We start from the raw sequence: 21414 nt of genomic DNA on the forward strand, positions 1-21414 counted from the left end.
GGGCGCCCGGCGGACACGTTTCAGCCCATCACCTCCTCGGATGTCGAGGGGTGCACCCCCAGCGCCCGTCGCATCGTGTCGCGGTCGGGGCGATGCAACAGCATCTGCGCGGCCCATGCGATCGCTTCATGCGCGCCCTCGGCCACCAGCGAAACCGAGGTGACGGCGCTCTCCGATCCGCCCAGACCGTAATAATCCTGCGATGCGTCGGCGCGCAGCGCCGCCGAAAGCGGGGACAGCGTCTTTTGCTCGAAGATCGCCGCCTCCGAAGGCTGGCCGACCTCGGCCACGGGCGGCAGCACGAAGGCCGTGGTCGCCACGTGGCGCAGATCGACCGGCGGGCGGTGCGTGCCGAAAAGCTGCCGCGCCAGCGTCTCGCCATCGCCCGACGCCACCGGCGTCAGCGGCAGCCGGTCGGCGCAGTCGCCGACCGCGTGCAGGCCGGGCAGGGAGGTCTCGAACCGTTCGTCGATCTTCAGCACGCCCTTGTCGGTGGCCGCCACGCGCTCCGCGAGCCCGCCCAACGCCTCGAGGTTCGGCGCGCGCCCCGTGGCGGCCACGACCTTCTCGACGGCGAGCGACGTGTCGGCGTCAAGCACCAGCTCCAACCCGTCATCCGTCTCGCGCACCGCCTCGGGCGTGCAGCCGGTGACGATGCGGATGCCCTGCGCGGCCATGTTCGCCTGTCCCACCTTCGCGGCGGCCTCCGAAAATTCGGTCAGCACCCGGTCGGTGTCGGTCACCAGCGTCACCCGCACGCCCAAGGCCGCATGGATCGCCGCCATTTCGCAGCCGATATAGCCACCGCCGATGATCGCCATGGAGCGCGGCAGCGCGGTCCAGTTCAGCACCGCGTCGCTGTCGCAGGCGAGATGCGCCCCCTCCATGTCGGGCTTCACCGGCCGGCCCCCGGTGGCCAGCACGACGCGCGGCGCGCGCAGCCTGCGCCCCGAAATCGTGACCTCGCCCGGCGCGGTCAACTCGGCCACGTCCTCGATCAGCGTCACGCCCGCCTCTCCCAGCTTGTCGCGATAGCTTTGCCGGATCGCTGCCAGCTTGTCGCCCCGCCGCGCGCAGAGCCGCTCCATGTCGACCGGCGGCGTGGCCCCGAGCAGCCCGGCGCGCGTCAGCCCCGATCCGCGGTGCAGCGCGTCGGCGACGGTCCAGAGCATCTTTTTCGGCACGCAGCCGCGATTGACGCAGGTGCCGCCCAGCTCGGCCCGCTCGATCAGGGCGATCTTGCGCCCCAGCCCCGCCGCGTGCCGCGCGAAGGACAGCCCCGCCGATCCTCCGCCGATGACGATCGCGTCGTACTCCGTATCCATGGGCGTCTCCTTGCGCTGGCGGTTCACGGGGCAACCGGGGGCGCGCTGGACCGGTTCCGCGCGCCCGCCTCATGGCCGGGGCGGCGGATCGTCGCTGTCACGGAGCGTACGGGGCCGGAACCGGGCGGCGGCGGTCCCGTTGACGCGGGAACCGACGGTGCGAACAGGGAGAAACCCCATGACCGACAAGACCGACATGCCCGCCCAATCCCAGGATCACATGCCCGGCAACGAGCACGAAATGCAGCCCGCCCCGGACTACACCCCGCGCCATCCCGGCGTCGGCAAGCTCAAGGGCAAGGTGGCGCTCGTCACGGGGGGCGACAGCGGCATCGGCCGCGCCGTGTCGGTGCTGTTCGCGCGCGAAGGCGCGAAGCTCGCCATCGCCTATCTCGAAGAGGATCGCGACGCCGAGGAGACCAGGCGCCTGGTCGAGGCGGAGGGCTCGGAGGCGCTGCTCATCCGGGGCGATCTGGGGCAGAAGGCGCATTGCGAGGCGGCGGTCGCCAAGACCGTGGAGCGCTATGGCCAGCTCGACGTGCTGATCGTCAACGCCGCGCAGCAATGGCTCGATGACGGGCTCGAGGACATCTCCGAAGACCGGCTGCGCCGCACGGTCGACAGCAACATCATGCACCCGATGTTCGTCACGCAGGCGGCGCTGCCGCATCTGAAGGAGGGCGACGCGGTGGTCTACACGACCTCGGTGAACGCCTTCAAAGGCAATGCCGGGCTCGTCACCTATTCGACCACGCGCGGGGCGACCCTGGCGCTGTCGCGCTCCATGTCCTCGGCGCTGGCCGAGAAGGGCATCCGCGTCAACGCCGTGGCGCCGGGCCCGATCTGGACGCCGTTCATCCCCGGCTCGATGCCGCCTGAGATGGTCGAGGGCTTCGGGACCAACACGCCTCTGGGTCGGCCCGGCCAGCCCTGGGAGGTGGCGACGGCCTATCTGTTTCTCGCCTCGTCGGATGGCAGCTATTTCACCGGCCAGACGCTGCATCCCAATGGCGGCAAGATCGTCGGCGCCTGAACATCGCCGCAAGGGGGCAATTGGCCCCCTTTTCATCGCTGGATCAGAAATCCACCTCGACGCCCGGCAGGTCGAGCGCGCGCATCAGGTCGCGCAGCTCCTGCCGGGCCGCGACGTTGGAGATGTTGAGATTGCTCACGCCCACGTCGCGCAGGTCCAGAAGCGTCAGCCCGCGCGGAAACAGCTCGCGGAAGATCACCCGTTCGTTGAAGCCCGGCGCCGGGCGAAAGCCGATCCGCTCGGACAGCCGGTTGAGCGCGCTTTCCATCCGCTGCTTGTTGACCATCTGCTGCGCGCCGAGCCGGTTGCGCAGCACCACCCAGTCGATCGGGTCAAGCCCGGCCTGCGCGCGCAGCTGCCGCGCGCTCCAGACCATTTCGGAATAGACCGAGGGGCCGAGGATCGTTTCGCCGTCATTGTCGATCTTCGCCAGCAGGTCGAAGTCGATGAAGCTGTCATTGAGCGGCGTGACCAGCGTGTCGGCCAGCGAATGCGCCACCTGGCTGAGCCGTGTGTGGCTGCCGGGGCAGTCGATCAGGATGAAATCGCTGTCATCCTCGAGCTGGGCGACGGCGGCCGACAGCCGGTGATCGGAGAGGTTCTCGCCGGGCTGCAGCGTGCTCGCGTCGATGTCGGGCAGCGCGACATGCGCGGGCGTGGGCAGAGACAGCTCGGCGCGTTCACAGTAGCGGCGGCGGTTCTCGATGTAGCGGCCGAGCGATTTCTGCCGCAGGTCGAGGTCGAGCGTGCCGATCTTGTGGCCCATCCGCGCCAGCGCGGTGGCGACATGCATCGCCACGGTGGATTTGCCCGCTCCGCCCTTCTCGTTGCCGACGACGATGATATGCGCCACGTGTTCCGTCCCCTCCGGCCGCAAGAGGCCGTATCCGCATCGCTTTCCGGGGTAGGGGATGGCGCGGGACCGCGCAAGTCCCGTGGCCGTGGAAGGGGCCGCACCCATTGACTTGTGCGGCTTTCGGGTCCATCTGCGCCTGAGACCCGAAAGCGCATGGCCCGCGTGAGCAGCCGCGCCGCCCCCGCAGGATCTGCGCTGGCGCCCGCACCGCCTCGGATCTTCCGGTTCCCATTTCACGCAAGGGGCCGCGTCCTGTCGGCGCGTGGGCATTCGGCCCCGCGTGAGCGCAAGGGCGCAACCCGACCGCCAGCCCGCATGCGCGGGTCCGGCGCCCCATGCCGCGACGCGCCCGGCGCGCCGCTTACAAGGATGCACATGGATTTCGACATGCTGGGGCTCGCGCCCCGTCTCGTTTCCGCCCTCGCCGAGCAGGGCATCACCGACCCCACCCCGATCCAGACCCAGGCGATTCCGCACGCCATGAACGGCCGCGACGTGATGGGCCTTGCCCAGACCGGCACCGGCAAGACCGCGGCCTTCGGCCTGCCGATGATCGACCGGCTGATGAAGTCGGGCGGCAAGCCCGCGCCGAAATCGGCGCGCGCGCTGGTGCTGGCGCCCACGCGCGAGCTGGCCAAGCAGATCGCCGACAACCTCACCGCCTATACCAAGGGCAGCCATCTCAAGACCGTGCTGGTCGTGGGCGGCGCCGGGATCAACGGCCAGATCAAGCGCATGGAGGGCGGCTGCTCGCTGCTCGTCGCCACGCCGGGCCGGTTGATCGACCTGCTCGACCGCCGCGCCGTGAACCTGAGCCAGACCGAGTTCCTCGTGCTCGACGAGGCCGACCAGATGCTCGACATGGGCTTCATCCACGCGCTGCGCCGGATCGCGCCCTTGCTGCCGAAAGAGCGGCAGACCATGCTGTTCTCGGCCACCATGCCGAAACAGATGGAAGAGCTGGCCTCGGCCTACCTGACGGATGCGGTGCGGGTGCAGGTGAACCCGCCGGGCAAGGCCGCCGACAAGATCGACCAGTCGATCCATTTCGTCGCCAAGGCCGCCAAGACCGAGCTTCTGACCGAGCTGCTCGACCAGCACCGCGACGAGCTGGCGCTGGTCTTCGGGCGCACCAAGCACGGCATGGAGAAGCTGTCCAAGCAGCTTTCCGCCGCCGGCTTTGCCGCCGCCGCGATCCATGGCAACAAGAGCCAGGGCCAGCGCGAGCGGGCGATCCGCGATTTCCGCGAAGGCCGGGTGCGCGTTCTGGTCGCCACCGATGTCGCCGCGCGCGGGATCGACATTCCCGGCGTGCGCCACGTTTATAACTACGAACTGCCGAACGTGGCCGAGAACTATGTCCACCGGATCGGCCGCACCGCGCGCGCGGGCGCCGATGGCAGCGCCGTGGCGCTCTGCGCGCCCGACGAGATGGGCGAGCTGAAGGACATCGAAAAGGCGATGAAGGCCGCGATCCCGGTCGCTTCCGGCACCCGCTGGGACCCGGTCGAGCCCGAAAAGAAGGGCCGTCGCGGCGGTGGCGGCGGCGGTCGCCGTTTCGGCGGGGGCGGGGCCAAGCCCGATGGCGCGGCCAAGCCGGGCGCGCGCCCCGCGCGGCGCCGCAGGCCCGCCCGCAAGGCGGCCTGAAACGCGAAACGCCGCCCCTCGGGGCGGCGTTTTCGTTCGGGGCGACGGTTGCCGGGATCAGAGGTCGAGATCGACGTGCCCGGTGGCCCCCAACAGGCGCGCGCGCAGCGCCACGCATTGATCCGCGGTGACGATGTCGAACCCGCCCGAGGCCGCGCGGGCCCGGTGCTTGGCCGCCAGCGCGCCGCCCGGACGCGCCGCCTGCGCCGCCCCGAAGGCGGCGGCGATGTCCGACCACGGGGCGCTGCGGGTCAGCGCGTCCCACTGCGCCACCAAGGCCGCGCCGCGTCCCTCGGCCTGCGCCTGTGAAACCAGCTGCGCGTTGGGGATGAGCGCCCAGACCTCGCGCTGCGGCGTTTCGCGGTGGGGCTGTCGGAACTCGTTCCAGCGCGGCTGCTGCCCGGCATCGCCGGACATGGGGCGGGGCCGGGACGCAGCCTTGTGCATGCCATAGGCGGCGCGGCCCATCGTGGCTTTTTCATGGCGGCCGCGCGGCTCCACCGGGGGCACGCGGCCAAGGATGCGCATCATCTCGACGTGGTCGATCAGGTAGGCCTTGTCGCCAAAGGCATGCGCGCCGGACTGTTGCATCTGAAGGCCCCTGAAAAGACATATTTGTCATGGTCTAGCAGGGTCGAACGCGTCGCGACACAATTAGGTGCCGATTGTTGCCCGAAAATTGCCATATTCCGGCGGGGTTTTGCCATTGTCATGCGGGGCGGAGCCATTGCGCGGGGGCTGGCGTCCCGATCGCGCCGCAATTGCGCCACAAACGCAAAGCGCCGCCCCGAGGGGCGGCGCCTGTCGATTCGTACGGGCGGGGCTCTTAGAAGCCGAGGCCGGCGTACTTGTTCTTGAACTTGGAGACGCGGCCGCCGGCGTCCATCAGACGCGAGGAGCCGCCGGTCCAGGCCGGGTGCACCGAGGGGTCGATGTCGAGCGACAGCTGGTCGCCTTCCTTGCCCCAGGTGGACTTCATCTTGACGACGGTGCCGTCGGTCATCTTGACGTCGATGAAGTGGTAGTCGGGATGGATGTCCGCTTTCATGTCGGCGCTCCTCAGGCCTTGGCCGCGGCCTTGTCGGCCTTGGGCTTGTAGTTGCTGACTTCGGCGATACGGGCCGACTTGCCGCGACGCGAGCGCAGGTAATACAGCTTCGCGCGGCGCACGCGGCCACGACGCACCACCTCGATCGAATCGATGTTGGTCGCATAGAGCGGGAAGACGCGCTCGACGCCTTCGCCGAACGAGATCTTGCGCACGGTGAACGAGCCGGCGATGCCGTGGCCGTTCTTGCGGCTGATGCAGACGCCTTCGTACATCTGGACGCGGGTGCGGGTGCCCTCGGTCACCTTGTAGCCGACGCGCACGGTGTCACCGGCCTTGAAGTCGGGAATCGTCTTTCCCAGCGAAGCGATCTGCTCCGCTTCGAGCTGTGCGATCAGGTCCATGCCTGTCACTCCTTGATTGCTCGCGGTTATGTCCGCGACGTTGCTCGCAACCTCAGAGCTCTCGGTCTTCACCCGGGTCCGCATCGCGATCCTCGCAATACGCCCGCCAGAGATCAGGTCGCCGTTCTTTCGTCAGCCTTTCGGCCATTTCCCGGCGCCAGTCGGTGATCTTCGCGTGATGGCCCGAGAGAAGAACCTCGGGAATCGCACGACCCTTCCAGAGCGCGGGCTTGGTGTATTGCGGGTGCTCGAGGAGACCGTGGGAGAAGGATTCCTCCTCCGTGGACGCCTGATTCCCCAGCACGCGGGGTATAAGGCGGACCGTGGCGTCGATCAAGGCCTGCGCGGCGATCTCTCCGCCCGTCAAGACGAAATCGCCAAGAGAGACCTCGATGACGCCGTGCTCCTCGATCACCCGCTCGTCCACGCCCTCGAACCGGCCACAAAGCAGGATGACGCCGTCGGCCCGTGACAGCTCGCGCGCCAGCGCCTGGTCGAAGCGACGGCCGCGCGGGGAAAGGTAGATGACCGGTGTCACGCCCTTGGCGCGCGATTTCGCGTCCTCGATGGCACGACCGACGATGTCGGGGCGCAGCACCATGCCCGCGCCGCCGCCCGCTGGCGTGTCGTCGACATTGCGGTGACGGCCCTCGCCATAAGGGCGCAGGTCGATCGGCTGAAGCTGCCACAGCCCGTCCTTGAGCGCCTTTCCGGTCAGGCTTTCGCCCAAGACGCCGGGGAAGGATTGCGGAAACAGGGTGATGACCTGCGCGGTCCAGGCCCCCGCGAGATCGGGGGTGTCGGTCATCAGCTCGCGCGGCTGCGCCGAAGGGCGGGCGCTCAGGCGGCCCGCGGCGCGGGAGGGGGGAGGGGTGTCGCTCATGGGATCCGGCCTTAGCCGATCGCGGGCCGCCGGGAAAGGTCCGGCGGCCCGGCCGCGCGCACCGGATCAGGCGGCGAGACCGATGATCCCGAACAGCACCAGGAGGAACAGGACCAGCGCGATGATGGCGAGCCACTTGGCGCCGGTGAGTGCGGCGCCCGAAATGCGCCCCATGCCCAGAAGACCGGCGACGGCGGCGATGGCGAGGAGGATGAGAATCCATTCGATCATGTCATGGCCTTTCGATTGACGTCCGGGAAAACGCCCGGCGCTTCAACGGCCCAACACGGGGGGGTGGCGCGGGTTCCGGGGTGTTCAACCGCCGAACAGGCCCTCTGGCGGATCGGCCACGATGCGCCCCGCCGCGAGATCGACGGTCGGCACGGCGGCCAGCGTGAAGGGCAAGAGCACCGTGGCTTGGCCGTTCGGCGGCAGCACCTCGAGCAGGTCGCCCGCGCCGTGGTTGAGCACCGCGCGCACCGTGCCCAGCAGCGCACCGCCGCTGTCATGCACCGCAAGCCCGATCAGGTCGGCGTGGTAATATTCGTCGTCGGGCAGGGCGGGCAGCCGGTCGCGCGGCGCGAAGAGATCGACACCCTTGAGCGCATCTGCCTCTTCCTTGGTGGTGATGCCGTCGATCCGGGCGGTATAGGCGCCAGAGCCCTGGCCGGTCAGCACGACCTGCCGGAATTCGCGGCCCTGATCGGTGACCAGCGGCACGTAGTCGGCGATCGCCTCGGGGTCGGCGCAGAAGCTCTTGAGCCGCACCTCGCCGCGCACGCCGAAGGCGCCCGCCAGACGCCCCACGCAGATCAAGTCGCTCATGTCTCGTCCTCCAAGCCTGTGCCTCGCGTTGGAACAACAGCTCGCGCCCGAAGGCAAGCCTCAGCGCGTCTCGATCGGCAGGTGCCCGCGCCGCGTCTCCCAGCCTTCGGCCTCCAGCTCGGGCACGCGGTCGAGCGTCCGGGCATAGCCGACGCAGAGATAGCCCACCAGCGACCAGCCGGGCGGCACCGCAAGATCGCGCGCAAGCCGGTCCGGGTCGAGGATCGACACCCATCCGGTGCCAAGCCCCTCGGCCCGCGCGGTCAGCCAGAACTGGGTGATCGCGGCGACCACCGAATAGCGCCGCATTTCGGGCATGGTGGCGGCGCCGAGGCCGTGGCCGCGTTCGGTCGTCTCGTCGCAATACACGGCAAGCTGCACCGGCGCGTCGCGCATGCCCGACAGCTTGAGCCGTGCATAAAGCGCGGCGCGGTCTCGGCCCTGGTGAGCCAGCGCCGCGGCGTTGGCCGCTTCGAAATTGGCGAGCGCCGCGGCGCGGGCCGCCGGGCTTTCGATGCGGATCACGCGCCACGGCTCGGACAGCCCCACCGAGGGGGCGGTCAGAAACGAATCGAGGCAGCGCGTCAGCGCTGCCTCGTCCACGGGCTCGGTATGAAAACGGCGCACGTCGCGGCGCCGGTCCATCAGCCGGGCCAGCTCGGCCCGGAACTCCGGCGCGAAGGCGCCGGGCCGCTCCGGGCCTGTCGGCATCACTCGGCCGCGTCGTCTGCCGGGGCGGCGTCGCGCGCGGCCTTCTTCTCGGCGCGCTCCTTGGCGGCCTTGCCCGGCTCACCCTTTTTGGGGTTGGAGCGGGACTTCTTCTCGGACAGGCCGGCGGCCTCGAGCATGCGCGCGACGCGGTCGGTCGGCTGGGCGCCCTTGGAGATCCACTCCTGGATGCGCTCGACGTTCATCTTCACGCGGTCTTCGCTGTCCTTCGGGAGGAGCGGGTTGTAGGTGCCGAGCTTCTCGAGGAAGCGGCCGTCGCGCGGCATGCGGCTGTCGGTGGCGACGATCGAGTAGTGGGGGCGCTTCTTGGAACCGCCGCGGGCGAGCCGGATCTTCATGGCCATTGGGAAATCTCCTTTGAATGGCGTGTGAGACGGGGGCGTCTCAGGATTGATGTTTCTCGTGGTGCTTGATGACTTCCTGGATGATGAAGGCCAGGAATTTCTTGGCGAATTCGGGGTCGAGATCGGCCTCGTTCGCAAGATCGGTAAGCCGGGCGATCTGCGCTTCTTCGCGGATCGGGTCGGCGGGGGGCAGGTCGTGGGAGGCCTTGAGCCGGCCCACGGCCTGGGTGTGCTTGAAGCGCTCGCCCAGCGTGTAGACGAGGATCGCGTCGAGCCGGTCGATGCTCTCGCGGTGCTCCTTGAGAAGCTGGGCGGCGCGGTTGGCGGCGTCGGTCATGCGCGGCCTCCGGTCAGGTCGTGGCGCCAAATCTCGACGGCGGGGCCGTCGGGGTCGGCGCGAAACTCGGTGCCGGTGTTCTCGGCGCCCAGACGGCGCGCGACCGACTGGCTCGCGGCGTTGGCGGGGTCGATCATCGAGGCCAGCTCGGTCATGCCCAGACGGTCACGCGCGAAGTCGAGCACGGCGCGCCCGGCCTCGGTGGCGTAGCCGCGGCCCTCGGTCCCCTCGTAGAGATGATAGGCCAGCTCGGGCATCGGCCAGGGCTCGGGCCCCCAGAGGCCGACCATGCCGACCGGCGCGCCGGTGTCGCGCTCGATGGCGGCCCACATGCCGTAGCCGAGGATCTGCCAGTGGCCCAGATGCAGCGCGATGACGCGCCACGCCTTGTGCCGCGGCGCCGGGCCGCCGACAAAGCTCGACCGTTCGGAGGCGAAGAACGCGCGCTCCGCCGGAAGATGGGCGAGCGAGGGCGGCACGAGGTGCAGCCGGTCTGTGGCGAGGCTCGGGATCATTTCTTCTTCCCGAAGCCCGACAGGCCCGGCGGCAGGCCGCCGCCCATGCCACCCATTCCCGGCATCTTGCCCATGCCGCCCGGAAGCTGCTTGCCGAGCATCTTGGCGGCCTTTTCCATCGCCGCCGGGTCATTGGCGTCGGGCATCTCTCCGCCCTTGCCCATCATGCCCTTCATGGCCTGCTTGAGCATGCCGCCCTTGCCCATCTTCTTCATGACGTCGGCCATCTGCTTTTGCTGCTTCAAAAGCTTGTTGAGCTCCGACACCTCGAGACCCGCGCCCTTGGCGATCCGCTTCTTGCGGCTGGCCTGCAGCAGGTCGGGGTTGGCGCGCTCGCGCTTGGTCATGGAGTTGATCAGCGCGATCTGCCGCTTGAGCATGCGATCGTCGAAACCCGCCGAGCTGGCCTGCTTGGCCATCTTGCCCATGCCGGGCAGCATGCCCATCAGGCTCTCCATGCCGCCCATCTTGAGCATCTGCTCGAGCTGCATCTTGAGATCGTTCATGTTGAAACGGCCCTTCTGGAACCGCTTCATCATCTTTTCGGCCTGCTCGGCCTCGATGGTCTGCTGCGCCTTCTCGACCAGCGCGACGATGTCGCCCATCCCGAGGATCCGGCCCGCGATGCGCTCGGCCTCGAAGGTCTCGATGGCGTCCATCTTTTCGCCCAAGCCGACGAAGCGGATCGGCTTGCCGGTGACCTTGCGCATCGACAGCGCGGCACCGCCGCGCCCGTCGCCGTCCATCCGGGTCAGGACGACACCGGAGACGCCGATCTTGTTGTCGAACTCGGTCGCGACATTGACCGCGTCCTGACCGGTCAGGCCGTCGACCACCAGAAGCGTCTCGCGCGGGGTGACGGCATCGCGCACGGCGGCCGCCTGCGCGATCAGCTCCTGATCGATGTGCAGCCGGCCGGCGGTATCCAGCATGTAGACGTCGTAGCCACCAAGCGAGGCCTGCGTCTTGGCGCGCTTGGCGATGGCGACGGGGTCCTCGCCCTTGACGATCGGCAGCGTGTCAACGCCGATCTGCCGGCCGAGGATCTCCAGCTGCTCCATCGCGGCGGGGCGGTTGACGTCGAGCGAGGCCATCAGCACCCGCTTGCCGTCGCGCTCGGTGAGCCGCTTGGCGAGCTTGGCGGTGGTGGTGGTCTTGCCCGAGCCCTGAAGGCCGACCATCAGGATCGGCGCGGGCGGGCTGTCGATCTTGAGCTTGCCGGGATCGCTGTCGCCGGTGAGCACCGAAACCAGCTCGTCATGCACGATCTTCACGACCTGCTGGCCGGGGGTGATCGACTTGGTGACCGACTGGCCGGTCGCCTTTTCCTGCACCGCCTTGACGAAGTCGCGCGCGACGGGGAGCGAGACGTCGGCCTCCAGGAGCGCCACGCGCACCTCGCGCAGCGCCGTCTTGACGTCCTCGTCAGAGAGGGCGCCTTGCTTGGTGAGCCTGTCGAAGACGCCGGAGAGGCGGTCTGAGAGCGATTCGAACATGGCGGTCCTTTCCGACCGTTGCGTCTGGACCGGCACACAATTCGGAACGGCGCCCGTGGGCGCAACGCGCTGACGGACGGCGATCCCCGCAAGGGCCGGGGACCGGAAAGCCAAGGCTCCCGGGTTTGGGGATCGCAATTACGCCAGCGCGGCCTGCCGGTCAAGGCCCCCGCAAGGGTGGCTTGGTCGTGCTGCCCAAGCAGGCTAGATGAAAGGCAATGCCCGAAGGAGAGCCGCATGGACAACTGGGATGAAATCCGCACCGCCTTTCACGTCGCCCGCATGGGCACGGTGTCGGGGGCGGCCGATGTGCTGGGGGTGCACCATGCGACGGTGATCCGCCATGTCGACGCGCTCGAGGCGCGGCTCGGGGTAAAGCTGTTCCAGCGCCACCCGCGCGGCTACACCGCGACCGAGGCCGGGCGCGACCTGTTGCAGGTGGCGCAGACCACCGACGACCAGTTCGCCCAGCTCGTCAGCCGGCTGCGCGGGCAGGGCGACGGGGTGGAGGGAGAGCTGGCGGTGACCACGCTCGACACGCTGGCCGACCTGGTGACGCCGCTGCTGATCGATTTCCAGACCGAGCATCCCGCCGTCATGGTCCGCCTGCTCACCGGCACGCGGCTGTTCCGGCTCGAATATGGCGAGGCGCATGTGGCGATCCGCGCCGGCGCCGCGCCGGACCAGCCCGACAACGTGGTGCAGCCGCTGATGCAGCTGCAATTCGTGCTGGTCGGCACCCGCGGCTACATCGCGCGCCATGGCCTGCCCGAAGGGGTCGAGGATTTCGCCAAGCACCGCTTCGTCAGCTCGGACGACATGGAAAGCCGAGCGCCTTTCTATCGCTGGCTGCGCGAGACCGTGCCGCTCGACCGGATCGCCTTCCGCGCTTACGGCGAACGCAACCAGCGCGACGCGGTGCTGTCGGGGGCGGGCCTGGGATTCGTGCCGCTGCACGAGGCGCAGGCGCGCGACGACCTGACCATCATCCACGGCCCGCTGCCCGAATGGGAGGTGCCGGTCTGGGTGGTGACGCATGTCGACCTGCACCGCACGCCCAAGGTGCAGGCCTTTCTCAAGGCGCTGAAGGAGCGCGCGAAAAGCTGGAGCTAGGCGCGGGAACGAATTCGTGAGCGGCGGCGTTGGCCCGGCAAGTTCAACGCATCCGGAAGGGCAGTCATGCGCAACATCATCTACATCATCGGCCTTGTCGTCGTCGTCATCGCGGTCCTGTCGCTGATCGGCCTGGTCTGATTTCAGCCCTCCGCCGCCGGCTCCGATGCGTCGGTGCCGGTGGCGGGGGCCTCCAGTTCGCGCGCCAGAAAGCGCTCGAAGGCATCGAGATCGATGCTCTCCATCTGTCCGAAGCCCTGCATCCAGACCGAAGCCTCGCGCAGCCCTTCGGGATCGAGCTGGCACCATGTCACCCGCCCGCGCCGGTCGCGGGTGATCAGCCCGGCCTCGGCCAGCACGCCCAGATGCTTGGAGATCGCCGCGAGCGACATCTCGAACGGCTCGGCCACATCCGTCACAGCCATGTCATCCTCGAGCAGCAGCGCGAGAATCGCGCGCCGGGTCGGGTCGGCAAGGGCGGAAAACACCAGATCGAGAGAAACGGCCATGCCGCGACCTGATCCCGGCATGGGCGGAACGTCAACCATGCGGTTGAATGTCCCCGGCGCCCCGGCCTGCGCCCCGCGCCGGGTGCTCTCCACCGGGATTTCAAAAAACATCCAATGATAACAGGGTAAAAGCCGACATTCCGCCCGGAATTTCGCGCGCTTGACCAATCCGGCCCCACGCTATAGCACCCTTCTCGACCGATGAGGGGGCCGACCCGGAGTGTCCGACAGCCACGACGAAGACGATCATGCCGCGCGGCTGCGCGCGCTCGAAGAGCGTCTCGCCAGGCACAGGGACAAGCCAGAGGAGGCCGCCCATCAGGAAAGCCATTACAGCCAGGCGCAGGTCGCGTGGCGGATGGTGATCGAGCTTGTGGCCGGTCTCGGGATCGGCTTCGGGATCGGGTACGGTTTGGACACCCTGTTCGGGACCATGCCGATCTTCCTGATCCCGTTCATATTTCTGGGCCTCGCGGCGGGCGTGAAGACGATGCTGCGCACGGCCAAGGAGCTGCAGGTAAAACAGCAGGCCGATCAGGCCGGCGACGACGAGGGCTGAGAGAATGGCGACAGAGACGGTTGCGGCCGAGGGCGAGAGCGGGCTGGTGTTCCACCCGTTCGACCAGTTCGAGATCAAGCCGCTGTTCGGTGAGATCGGCGACCCGGTGTCCTGGTACACCATCTCCAACGCCACTTTCTGGATGGCGCTCGCGGCGCTTTGCGTGGTGCTGCTTCTGGTCGTCGGCACCCGTGGCCGCGCCGTGATCCCCAGCCGCGTCCAGTCGGCCGCCGAGCTGGTTTACGGCTTCGTCTACAAGATGGTCGAGGACGTCACCGGCAAGGAAGGCCTGAAGTACTTCCCCTGGATCATGACGCTGTTCCTGTTCATCCTGTTCTCGAACTATCTCGGCCTGCTGCCGCTGGCCTTCACGCCGACCTCGCACATCGCGGTCACCGCCGTGCTGGCGCTGGGCGTGTTCATCGGCGTCACCGTGCTCGGCTTCGTCAAGAACGGCATGGCCTTTCTCGGCCTGTTCTGGATGAAGGAAGCGCCGCTGTTCCTGCGCCCCGTCATCGCGATCATCGAGGTGATCTCGTATTTCGTGCGCCCCGTCAGCCATTCCATCCGTCTTGCCGGCAACCTCGTGGCCGGTCACGCGATGATCAAGGTGTTCGCGGGCTTTGCCGCCATCGCCGCGCTGTCGCCGCTCTCGGTCGTGGCGATCACCGCGATCTACGGGCTCGAAGTGCTCGTGGCCGGCATCCAGGCCTACGTGTTCACCATCCTCACCTGCATCTACCTCAAGGACGCGCTGCACCCGTCCCACTAAGGGGCGGGGGCGCGATCCTCGCGGTCGGTTCACCCTTCACCAAACACGCAATTCCAAATCAGGAGATACCCCCATGGAAGGCGATATCGCACAATTCGGTCAGTTCATCGGCGCCGGCCTCGCGGCCATCGGCTCGGGCCTCGCGGCCATCGGTGTGGGCTCGGTCGCGGCGAACTACCTCTCCGGCGCGCTGCGCAACCCCTCGGCTGCCGCTTCGCAGACCGCCACGCTGTTCATCGGCCTGGCCTTCGCCGAAGCGCTCGGGATCTTCTCGTTCCTCGTCGCGCTGCTGCTGATGTTCGCGGTCTGATCCAGACCTCGATCTCCTGACCGGCGGCGTAGGGCGCAACCCCCTGCGCCGCCATTTCCTTAGGGCTCGACGGAGGACGCCGTGGCGACCGAAACCATTGCCGCCGACGAACTGGCGGTCCACGGAGCCGAAGCCGCTGGGCCGGGCATGCCCCAGCTCGACGTCTCCAGCTTCCCGAACCAGATCTTCTGGCTCCTGGTCACGCTCGGCGTGATCTATTTCGTCCTGTCCCGCTTTGCCCTGCCGCGCATCGGCGCGGTGCTGGCCGAGCGTGCGGGCACGATCACCAACGACATCGCCGCCGCCGAGGAGCTGCGGCATCGCGCCCGCGAAGCCGAGGCGGCCTATGACAAGGCTCTCGCCGACGCGCGCGCGGAAGCGAACCGGATCGTCGCCGAGACCAAGGCGCAGATCCAGGCCGATCTCGATGCCGAGATGGAAAAGGCCGACGCGCAGATCGCCGCGAAGACCGCCGAGAGCCAGAAGGCGATCGACGAGATCCGCGACAGCGCCGCCCGCAACGTGAGCGAGGTCGCCCGCGACGTCGCGCGCGACATCGTGGCGGCCTTCGGCGCCGAGGCCGATGCCAAGACCGTCGACGCCGCCGTCGACGCCAAGCTGGGAGAGCGCGCATGAAACTCGTTCTCGCGACACTGGCCCTGAGCCTGGCCGCCGCTCCGGCGATGGCCGCGTCGGGGCCGTTCTTCTCGCTCGGCAACACCGACTTCATCGTGCTGCTGGCATTCCTGCTGTTCGTCGGCGTGCTGCTCTACTTCCGCGTTCCGCGCGAGGTGGGCAAGATGCTCGACAAGCGGGCCGACGGCATCCGGGCCGAGCTCGACGACGCCCGCGGGCTGCGCGAGGAAGCGCAGTCGCTGCTGGCCTCCTACGAGCGCAAGCAGAAGGACGTGCAGACGCAGGCCGACCGCATCGTGTCGAACGCCCGCGACGAGGCCAACCGGTCCGCCGAGCAGGCGAAGGTCGACATCGAGAAGTCGATCCAGCGCCGCCTGACCGCCGCCGAGGAGCAGATCCAGTCGGCGCAGGACAAGGCCGTCAGGGAAGTCCGCGACCAAGCCGTGAGCGTGGCCGTCGCCGCCGCGCGCGAGGTCATCACCGAAAAGATGACGGCCCAGCGCGCCAACAAGATGATCGACGACTCGATCCAGACGGTGAGCGCCAAGCTGCACTGACCGGATCCCGGCGCGACACGAAAGGCCCGGACGCTGCCGCGTCCGGGCCTTTTTCGTGCGGCGGGCCGGTCATTCGCCCGGTCAGCGGGACAGGCTGCCCGGTTCGGTCAGCTGCGCCCGCGGCGCCGTGGCATCGAGAAAGGCCAGCACATCGGCCCATGCCGCCGGGCTCCGGGCGGTGTCTTCCGGGGCCGCCGCCGCCATCTCGGCCGGCGGCTGACCGGCCTTTGCGCCCGGGCCGGGCGCGGCATTCGCGGTCACATCGTGGCCCCGACCGCCACAGCCGGGACCGGCGATCGCAGCGGGGGCCGACAGCAGCGCGGCCAGGGCCGCGACAGCGGGAAACAGGTGTCTCATGACGCATCCTCCTGTGGCGCCATGCTAGCACGGATCTGCGCGGTCGTCGCGCGTCAGCGCCCGGTCTCGCGGCTGAGCCGCCGCTTTGCGATCTCCTCGTGGCGGTCGGCCAGCCGCTGGTCCGACAGCGCCGCCTGCACGTAATCGAGATGGGCGGAAACGGCGGCGCGGGCGGCCTCGGGGTCGCGGGCCTGCAGCGCCTCGTTGATCGCCCGGTGCTGGTCGAGCAGCGACGACCGCGTGGTGCGCTGCCGGAACATGACCTGCCGGTTGTAGAACACGCCCTCGCGCAGCAGGTCGTAGATCGAGCGCATCATGTGCAGCATGACCACGTTGTGCCCGGCCTCGACGATCGAGAGATGGAATTCGGCGTCGAGCCGCGCCTCGGCCTCGGCATCGGCGCTGGCGCGCGACTGCGCCGTCTCCATCTTGTGGAAGATCGTGTCGATGACCGCGAGATCGCTATCGGAGCCGAGCCTCGCGGCGCGCTCGGCGGCCAGCCCCTCGATGTCGCGCCGGAACGCCACCATGTCCGAGACCGCCTCGTCATGGCAGGCGAACAGCCGGATGAGCGCGGGCGAAAAGGCCGAGCCGATCACCTCGGAGACGAAGACGCCCGCCCCGGCGCGGGTTTCCACCAGCCCGCGGGTCTGAAGCTCGGCCAGTGCCTCGCGCAGGCTCGGGCGCGACACGCCAAGCCGCTCGGCCAGCTCGCGCTCGGGCGGCAGCCGGTCGCCGGGGCGCAGGATGCCGCGCAGCACCAGCTCCTCCACCTGCCGGACGACACCGTGGGACAGCTTTTCGGGCTGAATGGGCTTGAATGGCATGCTTGGCCTCCATGACTGGTCAATAGATATGACCACAGGCCGCATGGCTCAACACGCAATGAGAAAAGGCCGCCCCGAAGGGCGGCCTCGTGTCGTTCGGATCGGGGCCGGATCAGCCGTTCGGCGTGATGATGATCTCGACGCGGCGGTTCTGGCGGCGGCCCTCGTCGCTCAGGTTCGAGGCGATCGGCTGGTCCTCGCCGCGGCCGATGGCGCGGACGCGGCTCGGCGCGACGCCGGCCGAGGTCAGCACCGAGGCAACGGCCTGGGCGCGGCGCTCGGAGAGCTGCTGGTTATAGGCGGCGGCGCCGGTGTTGTCGGCGTGGCCGACCACGTTGACGGTGGTGTTGGGGTAGTTGTTGATCGAGCCCGCGATGGCGCGCAGGTCGCTTTGCAGCGAACCGGTCAACTGGGCGCTGTCGGTCGCGAACAGGATGTCCTGCGGCAGGGTCACGACCAGCTGCTCGCCATTGTTGACGATGCCGACATTCGAGCCAAGCTGCTGACGCAGTTCCGCTTCCTGGCGGTCGAGCAGAACGCCGGTGCCGGCGCCCGCGGCCCCGCCGAGCGCGGCGCCGACGGCGGCGCGGCGCAGGCGGTCTTCGCTGTCGTCACCGGTCAGCGCGCCCACGGCCGCCCCGAGACCGGCTCCCACGATCGCGCCGCGGCGGGTGTTGGCGTTCGGGTCGGGGTTGTTGGGGGTCACGGGCTGGCAGGCGGCCACGGCGAGGGCCGACACGGTGACGAGCGCAAGGGGGAGCTTGGTGATCATGGGTCTTTCCATTTTCTGCGAGTCGCGCGGGACGTTCTGCCCGCGCCTGTCCCGATGAGATAGAGGCCGCGTGCGGCTGCTATGCAATAACGTAGCCTTGATAGGCGGGTTCCGGGGTCACGGGGAACCAGGCGGGCTGTGGCTTTCATGCATCATGCCTCGCCGCGCGCCGCCTCCCAGGCGAGCATCGCCCGCTTGACCGGCAGGCCCCAGTGATAGCCGCCCAGGGCGCCCGACTTGCGCAGCGCCCGGTGGCAGGGGATCAGCCACGAGACCGGGTTGCGGCCCACCGCGGTGGCCGCGGCGCGCACCGCGCGCGGCGCGCCGATCCGCGCGGCGATGTCGGAATAGGTGGTGACGTGGCCCGACGGCACCTCCAGCAGCGCCTGCCAGACCTTGATCGCGAAGGGCGCGCCGATGAGCTGGAGCCGTGCCTCGCCGCGCCCCGAAAACGCCGCCTCGACCCATGGCGCGATGACGTCGGGGTCTTCGGTGAAACGGGCTTCGGGCCAGCGCGCGCGCAGGTCGTCGAAGGTTGCCGCCACGCCGGTTTCGGCGGCGAAGCCCAGCCCGCAGAGCCCGCGCGCGGTGCCCATGGCGATGGCGGGGCCAAAGGGGCTGTCGAAGCGCCCGTGCCGGATCTCCAGCCCGGCGCCGCCCGCGCCGTAATCGCCGGGGCTCATCGCCTCCCAGCGCAGGAACAAATCGTGCAGCCGCCCCGAGCCCGACAGCCCGACCTGCTGCGCCGTCTCCAGCGTGGTGTGCCGCGCGCGCAAGAGCGCCTTGGCATGGCCGAGCGCGAGATATTGCTGGTAGCGCTTGGGCGAGACCCCGACCCAGGCGGAAAAGACGCGCTGGAAATGCGCGGGCGACATCTCCATCCGCGCGGCCAGTTCCTCGAGCGCGAGCGGCGCGGGCGCGGTGTCGATCGCCTCGATGGCGCGGCGCATGACGCCGTAATGATATGCGTGGCTCTGATCCATGGCCCGAGAATAGGCCGCCGTGCGCGCCCTTGCGACCCGGAAGCTGCGCATCCCGCCAAGCCTTGGCGCCCGTGGCGGCGGCGGGATCTGCGTATTTGAAGAATGGTGAAAGGGCAGGGCGCGCCTTGCCGTTCACCATTCCGCAAATACGCATGGCGACCGGCCCGGCCCCCCGCGCGCCGCCGGTCTTGTGAGGCCCGGCCTCGCCGGGCATAGAGGCATGATGACCCGACAGCTCGACTACCACGCCATCGACGCGATCTTTGCCCGGCTGCACGAGGCCGAGCCCGAACCCAAGGGCGAGCTCGATCACGTCAACGCCTATACGCTGCTGGTCGCCGTGGCGCTCTCGGCGCAGGCCACCGATGTCGGTGTCAACAAGGCGACCAAGCGGCTGTTCGAGATCGCCGACACGCCCGAAAAGATGCTTGGCTTGGGCGAGGAAGGGCTGATCGAGCACATCAAGACCATCGGGCTTTACCGCAACAAGGCCCGAAACGTGATCCGCATGAGCGAGATCCTCGTCGAGCGCTTCGGCGGCGAGGTGCCCTCCTCGCGCGCCGCCCTCGTCTCGCTGCCCGGCGTGGGCCGCAAGACCGCGAATGTCGTGCTGAACATGTGGTGGAAACACCCCGCGCAGGCGGTCGACACGCATATCTTCCGCGTCTGCAACCGCACCGGCATCGCGCCGGGCCGCGACGTCGACGCGGTGGAGCGCGGCATCGAGGACCACGTGCCCGCGCGCTGGCAGGGCCATGCGCATCACTGGCTGATCCTGCACGGGCGCTACATCTGCGTGGCGCGCAAACCCAAATGCTTGGCCTGCCCGATCCGCGAATACTGTCTCTACGAGGAGAAGACCGCATGAGCCGCCCCCGCATCCTCGGCATCGGCAATGCCATCGTCGACGTGTTCGCCGAAGCCGATGACAGCTTTCTCGACCTGATGGGGATCGAGAAGGGCATCATGCAGCTGGTCGAGCGCGAGCGCGGCGAGATGCTTTATGCCGCCATGGAGCGGCGGCGGCAGGCGCCCGGCGGCTCGGTCGCCAACACGCTGGCGGGGCTCGGCGCGCTCGGGCTGGAGACGGCCTTCATCGGGCGGGTGCGCGACGACGCGCTGGGCCACTTCTACGCCGAAACCATGGAGGCCGGCGGCACCCGTTTTGCCAATGCGCCGGTGACGGCGGGCGAGCTGCCGACCTCGCGCTCGATGATCTTCGTGAGCCCGGATGGCGAGCGGTCGATGAACACCTATTTGGGCATTTCCGCCGAGCTTGGCCCAGACGACGTCTCGGACGCCGTGGCGGGGCAGGCGGGGCTGCTTTACCTGGAGGGCTATCTTTACGACAAGCCCAAGGGCAAGCAGGCCTTCGAGCGCGCGACCGAACTGACCCACAAGGGCGGCGGCATCGCCGGGATCGCGCTGTCGGACCCGTTCTGCGCCGATCGGCACCGCGCCGATTTCCAGCGCCTCGTGCGCGAGCTCGATTTCGTCATCGGCAACGAGCACGAATGGGAAAGCCTGTATCAGTGCCGTCTCGACGAGGCGCTGACCCGTGCGGCCGCCGAGTGCCGCCTCGTGGTCTGCACCCGCTCGGGCGCCGACGTGGTGCTGATCCGGGGCGAGGAGCGTGTGGTGGTGCCGGTGAGGAAGGTGACGCCGGTCGATGCCACGGGGGCGGGCGATCTGTTTGCCGCCGGGTTCCTCTACGGGATCGCCACGGATCGCGATCTCGAAACGGCGGGGCGCATGGGCTGCGTCGCCGCCGCCGAGGTGATCTCGCATTTCGGGGCGCGGCCCGAGGCGGACCTCAAGGCGCTGTTCGCGCAGGCCGGGCTGCTTTAATCCTTCGCGTCCTCGGCGGGCTCGATCTGGCCCCTGCGCTGCAGCCACTGCGCCACGAGCAGGCACAGCACCGCCCAGCCCGCCCCGGCGGTCCAGCCGGCGATCACGTCGGTGGGCCAGTGCACGCCGAGATAGACCCGGCTCGCGCCGACCAAGCCGGTGAGAATGATCGCGCAGGTCATGATATAGGCCTTGATGGTGCGGCGCGGCTCCAGCCGCGACAGCATCACCGCCAGCGTCAGGTAGGTGACCGCCGAAAGCATGGTGTGCCCCGAAGGGAAGCTCGCCGTGTAGACATAGGAGCCATGCGGCACGAGATCGGGGCGGGCGCGCTCGAACAGCATCTTGGCGGCGCGGCTCATCAACGTGCCGCTGCCGATCGCGATCAGCAGGAACCACATGGTGCGCGTGTGCCGCGACAGCGCCAGATAGCCCGCCACCCCCGCCGTCAGCAGCGACAGCCACGCCACGCCGCCCAGCGCGGTCATGTCGCGCGCCATTTCCTCGACCCAGTGCGAGCCGATCGGATCGCTCAAGTCGCCGGGGGTGCGCAGCGCCAGAAGGATCGTCTCGTCGAAGGCCTTGGTGTCGCCTTCGACCACCTCGCCCGCCAGCAAAAAGAAGCCGAGCCCGGCGAGCGAGACGAGAAACAGCAGCACCATCCACAGCTCGGGGCGGCGGCGCAGGCGGGCGGGAATGTCGTTGGCGGAATCAGGCATGCTGGTCCTT

At 68.9% G+C, this 21414-nt stretch carries 29 protein-coding genes; 10 read left to right on the forward strand and 19 right to left on the reverse strand.

Features of this window, described 5'->3' with window-relative positions:
* Nucleotides 1–20 precede the first annotated feature (20 nt).
* Nucleotides 21–1325 carry a dihydrolipoyl dehydrogenase family protein gene (locus tag LOKHON_RS10855; protein ID WP_017929165.1) on the reverse strand — a complete coding sequence of 435 codons (1305 nt, stop codon included), beginning with the start codon at nucleotides 1323–1325 and terminating at the stop codon, nucleotides 21–23.
* Nucleotides 1326–1503: 178 nt separating this feature from the next.
* On the opposite strand from LOKHON_RS10855, the gene LOKHON_RS10860 reads away from it, so the two are divergent.
* Nucleotides 1504–2358: an SDR family oxidoreductase gene (locus tag LOKHON_RS10860; RefSeq protein ID WP_017929166.1), complete on the forward strand. Its 855-nt coding sequence runs from the start codon at nucleotides 1504–1506 to the stop codon at nucleotides 2356–2358.
* A gap of 43 nt (nucleotides 2359–2401) precedes the next feature.
* Here the strand turns inward: LOKHON_RS10860 and LOKHON_RS10865 are convergent, their stop codons facing one another.
* Nucleotides 2402–3211 carry a division plane positioning ATPase MipZ gene (locus tag LOKHON_RS10865; RefSeq protein WP_017929167.1) on the reverse strand — a complete coding sequence of 270 codons (810 nt, stop codon included), beginning with the start codon at nucleotides 3209–3211 and terminating at the stop codon, nucleotides 2402–2404.
* Nucleotides 3212–3589: 378 nt separating this feature from the next.
* On the opposite strand from LOKHON_RS10865, the gene LOKHON_RS10870 reads away from it, so the two are divergent.
* Nucleotides 3590–4861 (forward strand): DEAD/DEAH box helicase, encoded by a 1272-nt coding sequence (locus LOKHON_RS10870; RefSeq protein ID WP_017929168.1) that lies wholly within the window; start codon nucleotides 3590–3592, stop codon nucleotides 4859–4861.
* A 57-nt stretch (nucleotides 4862–4918) separates the two neighbouring features.
* Here LOKHON_RS10870 and LOKHON_RS10875 read toward each other — a convergent pair whose 3' ends face one another.
* The 11 genes from LOKHON_RS10875 to ffh form a co-directional block, all read right to left on the reverse strand.
* Entirely contained in the window at nucleotides 4919–5452 is a 534-nt protein-coding gene (locus tag LOKHON_RS10875; protein WP_017929169.1) for a hypothetical protein, read from the reverse strand.
* A gap of 235 nt (nucleotides 5453–5687) precedes the next feature.
* Nucleotides 5688–5909 carry a 50S ribosomal protein L31 gene (gene rpmE / locus LOKHON_RS10880; protein WP_017929170.1) on the reverse strand — a complete coding sequence of 74 codons (222 nt, stop codon included), beginning with the start codon at nucleotides 5907–5909 and terminating at the stop codon, nucleotides 5688–5690.
* 11 nt (nucleotides 5910–5920) lie between these two features.
* A complete protein-coding gene (rplS, locus tag LOKHON_RS10885) occupies nucleotides 5921–6313 on the reverse strand; it encodes a 50S ribosomal protein L19 (RefSeq protein ID WP_017929171.1) in 393 nt (130 codons plus the stop codon).
* A 52-nt stretch (nucleotides 6314–6365) separates the two neighbouring features.
* Nucleotides 6366–7196 (reverse strand): tRNA (guanosine(37)-N1)-methyltransferase TrmD, encoded by an 831-nt coding sequence (trmD, locus tag LOKHON_RS10890; protein WP_017929172.1) that lies wholly within the window; start codon nucleotides 7194–7196, stop codon nucleotides 6366–6368.
* A 66-nt stretch (nucleotides 7197–7262) separates the two neighbouring features.
* Nucleotides 7263–7427, reverse strand: a complete 165-nt coding sequence (locus LOKHON_RS15545; RefSeq protein ID WP_017929173.1) for a DUF1328 family protein — start codon at nucleotides 7425–7427, stop codon at nucleotides 7263–7265.
* 84 nt (nucleotides 7428–7511) lie between these two features.
* Nucleotides 7512–8021, reverse strand: coding sequence for a ribosome maturation factor RimM (gene rimM, locus LOKHON_RS10895; protein WP_017929174.1), 510 nt, complete (start codon nucleotides 8019–8021; stop codon nucleotides 7512–7514).
* A 60-nt stretch (nucleotides 8022–8081) separates the two neighbouring features.
* The gene (gene bluB / locus LOKHON_RS10900; protein WP_017929175.1) at nucleotides 8082–8732 is read right to left on the reverse strand and encodes a 5,6-dimethylbenzimidazole synthase; all 651 of its coding nucleotides are present in this window, start codon (nucleotides 8730–8732) and stop codon (nucleotides 8082–8084) included.
* Complete coding sequence (gene rpsP / locus LOKHON_RS10905) at nucleotides 8732–9094, reverse strand: 30S ribosomal protein S16 (RefSeq protein WP_017929176.1); 363 nt, start codon at nucleotides 9092–9094, stop codon at nucleotides 8732–8734. Before rpsP ends, bluB begins: the two co-directional genes overlap by 1 nt.
* Nucleotides 9095–9134: 40 nt before the next feature.
* Nucleotides 9135–9431 (reverse strand): chorismate mutase, encoded by a 297-nt coding sequence (locus LOKHON_RS10910; RefSeq protein WP_017929177.1) that lies wholly within the window; start codon nucleotides 9429–9431, stop codon nucleotides 9135–9137.
* Nucleotides 9428–9946, reverse strand: a complete 519-nt coding sequence (locus LOKHON_RS10915; RefSeq protein ID WP_017929178.1) for a GNAT family N-acetyltransferase — start codon at nucleotides 9944–9946, stop codon at nucleotides 9428–9430. The genes LOKHON_RS10910 and LOKHON_RS10915 overlap by 4 nt, the downstream gene beginning before the upstream one ends.
* Complete coding sequence (gene ffh / locus LOKHON_RS10920; RefSeq protein WP_017929179.1) at nucleotides 9943–11442, reverse strand: signal recognition particle protein; 1500 nt, start codon at nucleotides 11440–11442, stop codon at nucleotides 9943–9945. The genes LOKHON_RS10915 and ffh overlap by 4 nt, the downstream gene beginning before the upstream one ends.
* A gap of 237 nt (nucleotides 11443–11679) precedes the next feature.
* On the opposite strand from ffh, the gene LOKHON_RS10925 reads away from it, so the two are divergent.
* Nucleotides 11680–12555: a LysR family transcriptional regulator gene (locus LOKHON_RS10925; RefSeq protein ID WP_017929180.1), complete on the forward strand. Its 876-nt coding sequence runs from the start codon at nucleotides 11680–11682 to the stop codon at nucleotides 12553–12555.
* A 143-nt stretch (nucleotides 12556–12698) separates the two neighbouring features.
* Here LOKHON_RS10925 and LOKHON_RS10930 read toward each other — a convergent pair whose 3' ends face one another.
* A complete protein-coding gene (locus tag LOKHON_RS10930; RefSeq protein ID WP_017929181.1) occupies nucleotides 12699–13064 on the reverse strand; it encodes an ArsR/SmtB family transcription factor in 366 nt (121 codons plus the stop codon).
* Between the two features lie 220 nt (nucleotides 13065–13284).
* Here LOKHON_RS10930 and LOKHON_RS16350 point away from each other — a divergent pair, with 220 nt between their 5' ends.
* The 5 genes from LOKHON_RS16350 (at nucleotide 13285) to LOKHON_RS10955 (ending at nucleotide 15898) form a co-directional block, all read left to right on the forward strand.
* Nucleotides 13285–13623, forward strand: a complete 339-nt coding sequence (locus LOKHON_RS16350) for an AtpZ/AtpI family protein (RefSeq protein WP_017929182.1) — start codon at nucleotides 13285–13287, stop codon at nucleotides 13621–13623.
* A 4-nt stretch (nucleotides 13624–13627) separates the two neighbouring features.
* Nucleotides 13628–14395, forward strand: coding sequence for a F0F1 ATP synthase subunit A (locus tag LOKHON_RS10940; protein WP_017929183.1), 768 nt, complete (start codon nucleotides 13628–13630; stop codon nucleotides 14393–14395).
* Nucleotides 14396–14468: 73 nt separating this feature from the next.
* Nucleotides 14469–14705: a F0F1 ATP synthase subunit C gene (locus LOKHON_RS10945; protein ID WP_017929184.1), complete on the forward strand. Its 237-nt coding sequence runs from the start codon at nucleotides 14469–14471 to the stop codon at nucleotides 14703–14705.
* A gap of 81 nt (nucleotides 14706–14786) precedes the next feature.
* Nucleotides 14787–15341, forward strand: coding sequence for a F0F1 ATP synthase subunit B' (locus LOKHON_RS10950; protein ID WP_017929185.1), 555 nt, complete (start codon nucleotides 14787–14789; stop codon nucleotides 15339–15341).
* Nucleotides 15338–15898 carry a F0F1 ATP synthase subunit B gene (locus LOKHON_RS10955; protein WP_017929186.1) on the forward strand — a complete coding sequence of 187 codons (561 nt, stop codon included), beginning with the start codon at nucleotides 15338–15340 and terminating at the stop codon, nucleotides 15896–15898. The genes LOKHON_RS10950 and LOKHON_RS10955 overlap by 4 nt, the downstream gene beginning before the upstream one ends.
* Before the next feature lie 81 nt (nucleotides 15899–15979).
* Here the strand turns inward: LOKHON_RS10955 and LOKHON_RS10960 are convergent, their stop codons facing one another.
* From LOKHON_RS10960 to LOKHON_RS10975, 4 genes are all read right to left on the reverse strand, one after another.
* Entirely contained in the window at nucleotides 15980–16255 is a 276-nt protein-coding gene (locus tag LOKHON_RS10960) for a hypothetical protein (protein WP_017929187.1), read from the reverse strand.
* A gap of 53 nt (nucleotides 16256–16308) precedes the next feature.
* Nucleotides 16309–17082 (reverse strand): FadR/GntR family transcriptional regulator, encoded by a 774-nt coding sequence (locus LOKHON_RS10965; RefSeq protein WP_017929188.1) that lies wholly within the window; start codon nucleotides 17080–17082, stop codon nucleotides 16309–16311.
* A 112-nt stretch (nucleotides 17083–17194) separates the two neighbouring features.
* A complete protein-coding gene (locus tag LOKHON_RS10970; protein ID WP_017929189.1) occupies nucleotides 17195–17854 on the reverse strand; it encodes a YiaD family glycine zipper/OmpA-like lipoprotein in 660 nt (219 codons plus the stop codon).
* 152 nt (nucleotides 17855–18006) lie between these two features.
* Nucleotides 18007–18837 carry a methylated-DNA--[protein]-cysteine S-methyltransferase gene (locus tag LOKHON_RS10975; protein ID WP_017929190.1) on the reverse strand — a complete coding sequence of 277 codons (831 nt, stop codon included), beginning with the start codon at nucleotides 18835–18837 and terminating at the stop codon, nucleotides 18007–18009.
* Nucleotides 18838–19060: 223 nt separating this feature from the next.
* On the opposite strand from LOKHON_RS10975, the gene nth reads away from it, so the two are divergent.
* On the forward strand, nucleotides 19061–19705 hold the full coding sequence (nth, locus tag LOKHON_RS10980) for an endonuclease III (protein ID WP_026147556.1): 645 nt from the start codon (nucleotides 19061–19063) through the stop codon (nucleotides 19703–19705).
* Nucleotides 19702–20685 carry an adenosine kinase gene (locus tag LOKHON_RS10985; protein WP_017929192.1) on the forward strand — a complete coding sequence of 328 codons (984 nt, stop codon included), beginning with the start codon at nucleotides 19702–19704 and terminating at the stop codon, nucleotides 20683–20685. The genes nth and LOKHON_RS10985 overlap by 4 nt, the downstream gene beginning before the upstream one ends.
* Here LOKHON_RS10985 and LOKHON_RS10990 read toward each other — a convergent pair.
* On the reverse strand, nucleotides 20682–21404 hold the full coding sequence (locus LOKHON_RS10990) for a phosphatase PAP2 family protein (protein ID WP_017929193.1): 723 nt from the start codon (nucleotides 21402–21404) through the stop codon (nucleotides 20682–20684). The genes LOKHON_RS10985 and LOKHON_RS10990 overlap by 4 nt on opposite strands.
* Nucleotides 21405–21414: the final 10 nt, after the last annotated feature.

The sequence above is a fragment of the Limimaricola hongkongensis DSM 17492 genome (assembly GCF_000600975.2).
Taxonomy (GTDB): Bacteria; Pseudomonadota; Alphaproteobacteria; order Rhodobacterales; family Rhodobacteraceae; genus Limimaricola; species Limimaricola hongkongensis.

Bases quoted from the DNA above. Each gene is read 5' to 3' on its own strand.
- LOKHON_RS10955 (WP_017929186.1), top strand. From the start codon at position 15,338: ATGAAACTCGTTCTCGCGACACTGGCCCTGAGCCTGGCCGCCGCTCCG.
- trmD (WP_017929172.1), bottom strand. From the start codon at position 7,196: ATGAGCGACACCCCTCCCCCCTCCCGCGCCGCGGGCCGCCTGAGCGCC.
- LOKHON_RS10985 (WP_017929192.1), top strand. From the start codon at position 19,702: ATGAGCCGCCCCCGCATCCTCGGCATCGGCAATGCCATCGTCGACGTG.
- LOKHON_RS10960 (WP_017929187.1), bottom strand. From the start codon at position 16,255: ATGAGACACCTGTTTCCCGCTGTCGCGGCCCTGGCCGCGCTGCTGTCG.
- LOKHON_RS10925 (WP_017929180.1), top strand. From the start codon at position 11,680: ATGGACAACTGGGATGAAATCCGCACCGCCTTTCACGTCGCCCGCATG.
- LOKHON_RS10915 (WP_017929178.1), bottom strand. From the start codon at position 9,946: ATGATCCCGAGCCTCGCCACAGACCGGCTGCACCTCGTGCCGCCCTCG.
- bluB (WP_017929175.1), bottom strand. From the start codon at position 8,732: ATGCCGACAGGCCCGGAGCGGCCCGGCGCCTTCGCGCCGGAGTTCCGG.
- LOKHON_RS10970 (WP_017929189.1), bottom strand. From the start codon at position 17,854: ATGATCACCAAGCTCCCCCTTGCGCTCGTCACCGTGTCGGCCCTCGCC.
- rpmE (WP_017929170.1), bottom strand. From the start codon at position 5,909: ATGAAAGCGGACATCCATCCCGACTACCACTTCATCGACGTCAAGATG.
- ffh (WP_017929179.1), bottom strand. From the start codon at position 11,442: ATGTTCGAATCGCTCTCAGACCGCCTCTCCGGCGTCTTCGACAGGCTC.
- LOKHON_RS10990 (WP_017929193.1), bottom strand. From the start codon at position 21,404: ATGCCTGATTCCGCCAACGACATTCCCGCCCGCCTGCGCCGCCGCCCC.
- LOKHON_RS10930 (WP_017929181.1), bottom strand. From the start codon at position 13,064: ATGGCCGTTTCTCTCGATCTGGTGTTTTCCGCCCTTGCCGACCCGACC.
- LOKHON_RS10870 (WP_017929168.1), top strand. From the start codon at position 3,590: ATGGATTTCGACATGCTGGGGCTCGCGCCCCGTCTCGTTTCCGCCCTC.
- LOKHON_RS10965 (WP_017929188.1), bottom strand. From the start codon at position 17,082: ATGCCATTCAAGCCCATTCAGCCCGAAAAGCTGTCCCACGGTGTCGTC.
- LOKHON_RS10875 (WP_017929169.1), bottom strand. From the start codon at position 5,452: ATGCAACAGTCCGGCGCGCATGCCTTTGGCGACAAGGCCTACCTGATC.
- LOKHON_RS10855 (WP_017929165.1), bottom strand. From the start codon at position 1,325: ATGGATACGGAGTACGACGCGATCGTCATCGGCGGAGGATCGGCGGGG.
- LOKHON_RS10975 (WP_017929190.1), bottom strand. From the start codon at position 18,837: ATGGATCAGAGCCACGCATATCATTACGGCGTCATGCGCCGCGCCATC.
- rpsP (WP_017929176.1), bottom strand. From the start codon at position 9,094: ATGGCCATGAAGATCCGGCTCGCCCGCGGCGGTTCCAAGAAGCGCCCC.
- LOKHON_RS10940 (WP_017929183.1), top strand. From the start codon at position 13,628: ATGGCGACAGAGACGGTTGCGGCCGAGGGCGAGAGCGGGCTGGTGTTC.
- LOKHON_RS15545 (WP_017929173.1), bottom strand. From the start codon at position 7,427: ATGATCGAATGGATTCTCATCCTCCTCGCCATCGCCGCCGTCGCCGGT.
- rimM (WP_017929174.1), bottom strand. From the start codon at position 8,021: ATGAGCGACTTGATCTGCGTGGGGCGTCTGGCGGGCGCCTTCGGCGTG.
- nth (WP_026147556.1), top strand. From the start codon at position 19,061: ATGACCCGACAGCTCGACTACCACGCCATCGACGCGATCTTTGCCCGG.
- rplS (WP_017929171.1), bottom strand. From the start codon at position 6,313: ATGGACCTGATCGCACAGCTCGAAGCGGAGCAGATCGCTTCGCTGGGA.
- LOKHON_RS10910 (WP_017929177.1), bottom strand. From the start codon at position 9,431: ATGACCGACGCCGCCAACCGCGCCGCCCAGCTTCTCAAGGAGCACCGC.
- LOKHON_RS10945 (WP_017929184.1), top strand. From the start codon at position 14,469: ATGGAAGGCGATATCGCACAATTCGGTCAGTTCATCGGCGCCGGCCTC.
- LOKHON_RS10860 (WP_017929166.1), top strand. From the start codon at position 1,504: ATGACCGACAAGACCGACATGCCCGCCCAATCCCAGGATCACATGCCC.